Origin of the sequence: Kitasatospora sp. SC0581, assembly GCF_048159585.1 — a bacterium.
Classification (GTDB): domain Bacteria; phylum Actinomycetota; class Actinomycetes; order Streptomycetales; family Streptomycetaceae; genus Kitasatospora.
In genome coordinates this window covers 1-8,682 of record NZ_JBLRWA010000054.1, presented here as the reverse complement: position 1 = coordinate 8,682, position 8,682 = coordinate 1, and the positions used below count along the sequence as shown (strand labels likewise).

6 protein-coding genes and 2 tRNA genes are annotated in these 8,682 nt (G+C 72.2%); 5 read left to right on the top strand and 3 right to left on the bottom strand.

Features of this window, described 5'->3' with window-relative positions:
- Nucleotides 1–32: 32 nt before the first annotated feature.
- From ACLWS4_RS36760 to ACLWS4_RS36750, 3 genes are all read right to left on the bottom strand, one after another.
- A complete protein-coding gene (locus ACLWS4_RS36760) occupies nt 33–458 on the bottom strand; it encodes a DUF742 domain-containing protein (RefSeq protein WP_049658630.1) in 426 nt (141 codons plus the stop codon).
- A gap of 160 nt (nt 459–618) precedes the next feature.
- A complete protein-coding gene (locus ACLWS4_RS36755; protein WP_030248297.1) occupies nt 619–1,032 on the bottom strand; it encodes a roadblock/LC7 domain-containing protein in 414 nt (137 codons plus the stop codon).
- Nucleotides 1,033–1,042: 10 nt separating this feature from the next.
- Nucleotides 1,043–4,819 (bottom strand): nitrate- and nitrite sensing domain-containing protein, encoded by a 3,777-nt coding sequence (locus ACLWS4_RS36750; protein ID WP_416876395.1) that lies wholly within the window; start codon nt 4,817–4,819, stop codon nt 1,043–1,045.
- 638 nt (nt 4,820–5,457) lie between these two features.
- Here ACLWS4_RS36750 and ACLWS4_RS36745 point away from each other — a divergent pair.
- The 5 genes from ACLWS4_RS36745 (at nt 5,458) to ACLWS4_RS36725 (ending at nt 8,680) form a co-directional block, all read left to right on the top strand.
- Nucleotides 5,458–5,676 (top strand): hypothetical protein, encoded by a 219-nt coding sequence (locus tag ACLWS4_RS36745; protein WP_049658602.1) that lies wholly within the window; start codon nt 5,458–5,460, stop codon nt 5,674–5,676.
- Nucleotides 5,677–5,919: 243 nt separating this feature from the next.
- Nucleotides 5,920–6,720 carry a fumarylacetoacetate hydrolase family protein gene (locus ACLWS4_RS36740; protein WP_375877277.1) on the top strand — a complete coding sequence of 267 codons (801 nt, stop codon included), beginning with the start codon at nt 5,920–5,922 and terminating at the stop codon, nt 6,718–6,720.
- Nucleotides 6,713–8,212, top strand: a complete 1,500-nt coding sequence (gene gltX, locus ACLWS4_RS36735) for a glutamate--tRNA ligase (RefSeq protein ID WP_049658606.1) — start codon at nt 6,713–6,715, stop codon at nt 8,210–8,212. The genes ACLWS4_RS36740 and gltX overlap by 8 nt, the downstream gene beginning before the upstream one ends.
- 287 nt (nt 8,213–8,499) lie before the next feature.
- Nucleotides 8,500–8,571, top strand: a tRNA-Gln gene (locus ACLWS4_RS36730).
- Between the two features lie 36 nt (nt 8,572–8,607).
- Nucleotides 8,608–8,680: transfer RNA gene (locus tag ACLWS4_RS36725), tRNA-Glu, on the top strand.
- Nucleotides 8,681–8,682 lie beyond the last annotated feature (2 nt).

Here is an 8,682-nt window from a genome sequence, read left to right as displayed (position 1 = left end):
CGGAGGTGGTGGCGCGGGTGGGGGCGGCCGCGTTAGAGCTTGCGAAGTCCACTGAGGACCCTTTCGAGCAGCGTGACATCGGGCGTTCCGCCCGACTCGCCCGCGGCGGCGGGCTGGTGGATGGCGACGAGACCGGCCTCGGCAAGGTCGGCGACGAGGATGCGGGCGACACCGAGCGGGACGCCGGCCAGTGCGGAGATCTCCGCGATGGACTTGACCTCGCGGCAGAGGCTGACGATCCGGGCGTGCTCGGGCAGCAGCCCGCCGGCCCGGTCGGCCGAGCCGGTCGTGGAGATCAGGGCCTCGATGGCGAGCTGGTACCGGGGGCGGGTCCGTCCGCCGGTCATCGCGTACGGGCGGACCAGCGGCTGCTGCTCGTAGCCGTCGGACTGCTGCCCGCCGTAGCCGCTGCCGTACCCGTTGCCGTACGGGCCGGCGGGTGTCGAAGGCGGGGTCATGGGTCCTCCTAGTGCTGCAGCCTTGGGCAGCCGGTTCCAGCTGGGGCGGTGCCAGCTGAGGCGGGATCAGCTGCCTGAGGGTAGCTGAGGGTGTGGCGCCGGGTCCGGTCGGGTCGGACCCGGCGCGGTCGGGACGGTGGGTGAGCCGCGCGGGTCCCGGTCAGTGCAGGAGACTGCCCTGGAGTTCCGCGCGGAGTGCGGGGGTGAGGACGGCGCCGGCGCGGTCGACGAGCAGGGCCATCTCGTAGCCGACGAGGCCGATGTCGGAGTCCGGCGCGGCCAGGACGGCGAGTGCGGAGCCGTCGCTGACGGCCATCAGGAACAGGAAGCCCCGTTCCATCTCGACGACGGTCTGGTTGACCTCGCCGCCCTCGAAGATCCGGCTGGCGCCGGAGGTGAGGGAGGTGAGGCCGGAGGCGACGGCGGCGAGCTGGTCGGCGCGGTCCCGGGGGAAACCCTCGGACATGCACAGCAGGAGGCCGTCCGCGGAGACCACCACGGTGTGGGACACCCCGGGGGTGTTGTCCACGAAATTGGTGATCAGCCAGTTCAGGTTCTGTGCGGCCTGGCTCATCTGGTTCAACTCAACGCTCCTGGTGATCTGCGCCGTTGCCGTCGCTCCGGCCACCGAAACTATCGAATCCGGGCTGCTGGGCACCATGCTGGTGGCCCGCCTGGTTGGCGGCCTGCTCGGCCCCGGCGCGGCGGCCCTGCTGGATGCCGCGGCGCAGGTTGGTCAGTCGGCCGCGGACCTCCTCGGGGGCCCGGGAGACCTGCGGACCGGTCAGCGGCGAGGCCTCGGCGGTGCCGGAGACCAGGTTGGCCTGCGGGGTCCGCCGGGGCAGGCCCGACATGGTGACACCGCTGGTCGAGGGCTCGCGGATCTGCTCGGCGCGGCGCCAGCGCTCGTCGTTCGCGGACGGACGCCACGGCGCGTCGCCGGTGCCCGGCTGCGGCTGGCCCTGCGGCTGCTGCTGGTTCTGCTGCGGCTGGCCCTGCGACTGCTGCGGGGCCTGCTGCTGCGGAGCCGGCTGGGGAGCCCGCTGCTCGTCGGCCGACGGCTGGAACTCCGGTGCGGCGGTGCCGGGGCGGCGCGGCTGGTACGGCCGCGGCCGCGCCTGCTGCGAGCCGTCGGACTGCGGGAACCAGGGCTGCTCCTCGCCGCCCGGTCGGCCCGCGGCCTCGGACGGGCCGGTCGGCAGCGCCATCGGTTCCTGGTGCGGCAGCGGAAGCGGCTGCGGCTGCGGGGCCTGCTCCTGGCGCACCGGCTCCGGACGCGGCGGGTTCGGCACGTTCGGCAGCACCGGCTCGACCAGGCCGAGGCCCAGCGGGTCGCGCGGGTCGATCTGGCTGGCCTCGAAGCGCGGACGGGCGAACTGCTGGGTGCTCTCCACCGGCGCCGGCTCGGCCGACGGCAGCGGCTGGGGCTGCTGCTGGGCCTGCGGCGGCAGCTGCGGCTGGCGGTCGCGCTGCGGCGCGTCCGGGCCGGGGCGCTGCGGACCGCGCGGGCCCTGGGCGGCGGGCCGGCCGGGGGCGCCGGGGCCCTGCGGGGCCGGACGGCGCTGCGGCAGGCCGTCCTGCGGACGGTTGCCCGGACGGGCGCCCTGCTGCGGCGCGCCGGGGCCACCGGGACCGCCGGGGCGGCCGTGCTGCGGCTGCTCGCCGGTCCGGGCACCCGGACCGCCGTCGAACCCGCCGGCGGGACGCGGACGCTCCTGGCCGGGCCGGCCGGGCAGGCCGGGCTGGGACTGACCGGCCTGCGGCTGGCCCTGCTGCGGCTGACCGGGCTGACCCGGCTGACCGGGCTGGCCGGGCTGCTGCTGACGGCCGCGGCGGGGCAGGCCGTTCGGGCCGCTCTGCGGCGGGCCCTGGCGACCCGGGGCGCGCTGCGGCAGACCGCCCTGCTGGGCCTGCTGCGGAGCCTGCTGGTTCTGCTGCTTCTGCGGGGCCTGCTGCTTCTGCTGCGGCTGGGCGGGCCGCTGGCCCTGGCCCTGCTGACCGCCGCCCTGCGGGGCGGGGTTCTCCCGCAGCGACTGGCCGACCTTGCGGGTCGGCAGACCGCCGCCGGACGCACCCGGACCGCCCGGCGCACCGGGACCGGTCGGAGCGCCCGGACCGCCCTGGCCGAGCTGCGGACGGCCGCCCTGCGGGGCACCGGCGGCCGGACCGCCCTGGCCGAGCGCGGCCGGACCGTTCTGGCGGCCGGGCGGCACCTGGCGCTGCTGGCGCGGCGTCGGGGTGACCCCGCGCTGCTGCTTGCCCTGGCCGGAGCCGGGCCGGCCGGCGCCGCGGCGGTCGCCCGAATTGGTGACGTCCACCGGGAGCATGACCAGCGCGGTGGTGCCGCCGGAGTCGCTGGGGCGGAGCTGGATGCGGATGCCGTGTCGCAGGGACAGGCGGCCGACCACGAAGAGGCCCATGCGGCGGGAGACCGAGACGTCCACCGTCGGCGGGTTGGCGAGGCGCTCGTTGATCTCGGCGAGGTCGTCGGGGCTCAGGCCGATGCCGGTGTCGTGGATCTCGACCAGGACCCGGCCGTCCGGCAGCGCGTGGCCAGTGACCCGGACGCGGGTCTGCGGGCTGGAGAACGAGGTGGCGTTCTCCAGCAGCTCGGCGAGCAGGTGGACGAGGTCGTTGACGACGCGGCCGGCGACCTCGGCCGACGGCACGGCGGCGAGCTCGATGCGCTCGTACTGCTCCACCTCGGAGGCGGCGGCGCGGAGCACGTCGACCAGCGGGACGGGCCTGGTCCAGCGGCGGCCCGGGTCCTCACCGGCGAGGACGAGGAGGTTTTCGCCGTTGCGGCGCATGCGGGTCGCGAGGTGGTCCAGCTTGAAGAGGTTGGCCAGCTGGTCCGGGTCCGCCTCGCGGCTCTCCAGCTCGGAGATGAGCGACAGCTGGCGCTGGATGAGGCCCTGGCTGCGGCGCGAGAGGTTGGTGAACATCGCGTTGATGTTGCCGCGCAGGAGGGCCTGCTCGGCGGCGAGGCGGACGGCCTCGCTGTGCACCATGTCGAACGCGTGGGCCACGTGGCCGATCTCGTCGGTGGAGTCGACGGCGACCGGCTCGACCGTGGTGTCGACGTCGTGCGGGTCGGCCTCGGAGAGGGTCTTGACCAGCTCGGGCAGACGGCGCTCGGCGACGTCCTCGGCCGCGGCCTGGAGGCGGGTCAGCGAGCGCACCATCGAGCGGGCGATCAGACCGGCGCCACCGAGGGCGACGAGCAGCACCAGGGCGACCGCGACACCGATGATCAGGGCGTCGGCGTCGGCCTGGGACTGGAGGTCCTGGGCCTTTCCGTCCAGGTTCTCGATGAGCTTGGACTCGATCCGGCGCTCGGCGGTGATCTTGGAGCTGGCCTTCTCGTACCAGTCCTTGTAGCTGACCGCCTCGGTCTGGCGGATGCCGCTCTGGGTGAGGATCGTGGACGCGTAGCGGTCGGCGTCGGCGACCACCGAGTTGTAGCTCAGCTGGCTGCGCAGGTTGTCCAGGTCGTGCGCGGTGTAGATGTTGTTGAAGCTCGCGATCGCGTTGTCGTACGAGCTGCGCAGACGGATACCGAAGGACTCGTCGCTGGGGCTGAGGTCCGGGGTCTTCGGGTTGGCGAGCGCGGCGCTGATCAGGGCCCGCTGCTGCGAGGTCGCGTTCTTCGCCAGCGAGAACTGCTGGAGCGCGCGGGTGGAGACGACCAGGTCCTTGTTGTTCGACGCGAGCGCGATGTCCTGGGTGATGGACAGCAGGTCTCGGATGATCACGTCGTAGGCGGTGATCGTCGACTGGATGTTCTGGTTGTTCTGGTACGGCAGGCTGCGGGTGTCCGCGATCGAGTTCAGGTCCTTGCGGATCTGGAGCAACAGCGCCTTGCCGCCGGACAGTTCGAGGTTCTCGAACTTGTCGGAGGACGCGGTGAAGGTGCGGCTCAGGTCGTCGGTGGACTTGCGGGCCGCGACGATGTCGTCGTCCAGCGGGGCGGTCGGGTCGTGGGTGATCGGGCCGGCGCTGATGTCGCGCTCGGTCTGCAGCGCGTCCGCGAGGTTGGTCGCCTTCTTGGCCAGGTCGGACAGGTTGGCCATCTGGGCGAGTTGCTGCGAGTTCTCCATCGAGGTCTGGATGCGCAGGCCACCGAGGACCAGCGAGACCATCACGGGGAGGGCGAGCAGCGCGATCAGTCGGGTGCGGATGCGCCAGTTGCGCATCGCGAGCCGGTTCAGACCGGTGGCGCGGCGCCTGGTCAGCGAGGTCCGGAGTTTGTCCCGGGCGGACTTCCGCTCCTGCCCGTCCTCCTCCGGCCGCCCGAGGGCCTCGGGTGTCACCGGCTCGGCCGGGCCGCCGGGGGCCGCCGCCTGTTGGGGGGCTGCCACAGGCTCGCGCGACTCCGGGTTCCCCGCGGCGCCGCTACCCCTTTTGAAACGTCCCTGCACTGGCGTCGCAACCTCTGGACCGGGCGTCCCGCCGCGTCGCCACGGCCTGGACGGTGTCGAGTTTCCATCCGCCCCCCGGCCGGTCCGGGAGAGCGGGCACCGGGGTGGACCACTCCCTACCCACGGTCCGTCGCATTCCAGCACAGCCGGGGAATCCCAACAAGGGCCGCAGGTACCGGGGGTCCGGCGCTACCGACCGCTTGTGCGATCTCACTGACTGTGCGGTAACAGGACCGGAATACCGCCTTTTTCGGACACTCGCCGGATACATGCCAAGCAGACCCGGGATCGGGAAGAGTCGCAGACCTTCCGGAATGCCCCTTATCGGGTGGAATGTCGGAAAGTCCCGGAGCGACGATATGTCGGATATCTGTATTTTGCTCGTCAATTTGTGAGCAAAATCACAGTCTAATGTGTAGCTTTGGTCACGGTCTCTATGGAATGAGATCTCGTAACCTGGCTGTCTCCGGAGCACGGCCCCGATCAGCCTGCCCAGAACCCCTCCGAATCAATCGGAATCCATCAGGCCGGTGCCGATCCGCCGCGGTCGGCCAGGCCATGACCACGAGGTGCTCTCGATGTCCCAGGCGAAGAACGCCACCAAGTCCACGCTGTCCTGCCGCCCCACGGCGAACCCGCGCCGGACGACGCTGGCCTCGGTCGAGGACTTCAGCACGATCCCGGGTGCCCGCAAGCCCGAGGACGTCCTGACGTACGGCACCGAGCTGCCGGCCGCCACGGCCAACCCGCGCCGCACCCAGCTGATGGTCGCCCCGGTCGTCGTCCCGCAGGACTGACCCCGCACGGCACCGCACCGCACCGCGCCGAGGGCGCCGTCGTCACACCGGTGGCGGCGGCGCCCTCGGCGTCGCGCGGTGCGCGCTTCCGTCCCGACCGTCCTGAACAGGGGCAAAGCGGTCAGCCGGGGCCCCACGCGATAGCCTGGAGGCCGATTGACGGGGCCGCGCCCACTGCGGGCGGGAGCCCTCCAGCGCCCGGGCGCGCCCCGGGCGGCCGACGAAGCGAGGGGTAGCCCAGCCGTGCGCATTGCCAGGTTTTCCGTCCGGGAAGGGAGCCCTGCCGCCGGCAGCGTCTCCTTCGGCGTAGTGGAGGGCGACCCTTCCCGGCCCGAGTCGCTGGTCGTCCACGCGCTGGCCGGCCACCCGTTCGGCCAGCCCCAGCCCACCGGCGAGAGCTACCGCTTCCAGGACGTCCGGCTGCTCAGCCCGATGCTCCCGAACAAGATCGTGGCGGTCGGCCGCAACTACGCGGCGCACGCGGCGGAGCTGGGCAACGACGTCCCGGACGTCCCGCTCACCTTCTTCAAGCCGTCCACCTCGGTGATCGGCCCGACCGAGAGCATCGCCTACCCGCCGTTCTCCTCGGACGTCCACCACGAGGCCGAACTCGCCGTGGTGATCGGCCGGATGTGCCGCGAGGTGCCGCTGGACCGGGTGCCCGAGGTGATCCTCGGCTACACCTGCGCCAACGACGTCACCGCCCGGGACGTCCAGCAGCGCGAGGGCCAGTGGGCCCGGGCCAAGGGCTTCGACACGGCCTGCCCGCTGGGCCCGTGGATCGAGACCGACCTCGACCCGAGCGACCTCGCGATCACCTGCACGGTCAACGGCGAGCTCCGCCAGACCGGCCGCACCTCCCTGATGATCCGCTCGGTCGCCGAGCTGGTCGTCCACATCTCCGAGGCCATGACGCTGCTGCCCGGCGACGTCATCCTCACCGGCACGCCCGCAGGGGTGGGCCCCCTCAACGTCGGCGACGAGGTCGCCGTCTCCATCGAAGGCATCGGCACTCTCACCAACAAGGTGATCAAGCGTGGCTAACACTGACCCGGCCGTCCGGGTTCGCTTCTGTCCCTCCCCGACCGGCAACCCCCACGTGGGCATGGTCCGCACGGCCCTGTTCAACTGGGCCTACGCCCGCCACAACGGCGGCACGCTGGTCTTCCGGATCGAGGACACCGACTCCGCCCGCGACTCCGAGGAGTCGTACAACCAGCTGCTCGACGCGATGCGCTGGCTCGGCCTGGACTGGGACGAGGGCCCCGAGGTCGGCGGTCCGGACGCGCCGTACCGGCAGTCGCAGCGGATGGACATCTACGCCGATGTCGCCCGCCGCCTGCACGAGGCCGGCCACGCCTACCACTGCTACTGCTCCACCGAGGAGCTGGACGCCCGCCGCGAGGCCGCCCGCGCGGCCGGCAAGCCCTCCGGCTACGACGGCCACTGCCGCGAGCTGACGGAGGAGCAGGTCGCCGTCTACAAGCTGGAGAAGCGCGAGCCGATCCTGCGCTTCCGGATGCCCGACAAGACCCTCTCCTTCGACGACCTGGTGCGCGGCACGCTCACCTTCGAGCCGGAGAACGTCCCGGACTACGGCATCGTCCGGGCCAACGGCGCCCCGCTGTACACCCTGGTCAACCCGGTGGACGACGCCCTGATGGGCATCACCCACGTGCTGCGCGGCGAGGACCTGCTGTCCTCCACCCCGCGGCAGATCGCGCTGTACGCCGCGCTCGCCGAGATCGGTGTCGGCGACGGCACCACCCCGCGCTTCGGCCACCTGCCGTACGTGATGGGCGAGGGCAACAAGAAGCTCTCCAAGCGCGACCCGCAGTCCTCGCTCAACCTGTACCGCGAGCGCGGCTTCATCCGCGAGGGCCTGCTCAACTACCTGTCCCTGCTGGGCTGGTCGCTGGCCGAGGACCGCGACCTGTTCGACATGGACGAGATGGTCGCCGCCTTCGACGTCGCCAAGGTGAACGCCAACCCGGCCCGCTTCGACCTGAAGAAGTGCGAGGCGATCAACGCCGAGCACGTCCGCCGGCTGGCCCCGGAGGACTTCGTCCGCCGCCTGGTGCCGTTCCTCCAGGGCGCCGAGCTGCTGCCGGCCGAGCCCACCGCCGAGCAGCTGGACCTGCTCGCCAAGGTGGCGCCGCTCACCCAGGAGCGGATGGTCGTGCTGAGCGAGATCGTGAACATGGCCGGCTTCCTGTTCGTGGCGCCGGAGAAGTTCGCCCTCGACGCGGACGACGCCGCCAAGGTGCTGACCGCGGACTCCCGCCCGGTGCTGGAGGCCAGCATCAAGGCGCTGGAGGAGCTCGCGGACTTCACCCCGGAGCCGATCCAGGCCGCGCTGCGCGAGGCGCTGGTGGAGGGGCTGGGCATCAAGCCCAAGTTCGCCTTCACGCCGCTGCGGGTGGCCGTCACCGGCCGACGGGTCTCCCCGCCGCTGTTCGAGTCCATGGAGCTGCTGGGCCGCCCGGAGACGCTGCGACGGCTGCGTGCCGCCCTGGACGCCCTCCCGGCCGCCTGAGGCACCCTCCTGGGCGCTCGCTGACGGATCCCTGCCGGACCGGCCCTCCACGGGCCGCCGAGCAGGCCGCGGGCCCGGCCTCGTGCCGGGCCCGCGGCGTACCCGGAGGTCATCCGCAGGCCTCCCGCAGGCCGCCCGGGGTTATCGATTTTGGAGCCGGGGCCGACGTCGGGTAATGTTCTTTCTGCGCCGCCCGGGAGGGAACGGACGAGGGAACGAAAGCCCCTCGGAAGGGACCGACCGAGAGGCGCAACGCCTGAGAAGGGCCCGCAGGGGTTCAACTCTGGTGGGGTATGGTGTAATTGGCAGCACGAGTGATTCTGGTTCATTTAGTCTAGGTTCGAGTCCTGGTACCCCAGCGCAGTACGTGAGTACAGCACACAAAAGAAGATCAAGCCCCCGTTGTGTAGCGGCCTAGCACGCTGCCCTCTCACGGCAGTAGCGCCGGTTCGAATCCGGTCGGGGGTACG

Excerpts from the sequence above, each read along its gene's own strand:
- ACLWS4_RS36745 (WP_049658602.1), top strand. The coding sequence starts at position 5,458 with ATGTCCCAGGCGAAGAACGCCACCAAGTCCACGCTGTCCTGCCGCCCC.
- ACLWS4_RS36755 (WP_030248297.1), bottom strand. The coding sequence starts at position 1,032 with ATGAGCCAGGCCGCACAGAACCTGAACTGGCTGATCACCAATTTCGTG.
- ACLWS4_RS36760 (WP_049658630.1), bottom strand. The coding sequence starts at position 458 with ATGACCCCGCCTTCGACACCCGCCGGCCCGTACGGCAACGGGTACGGC.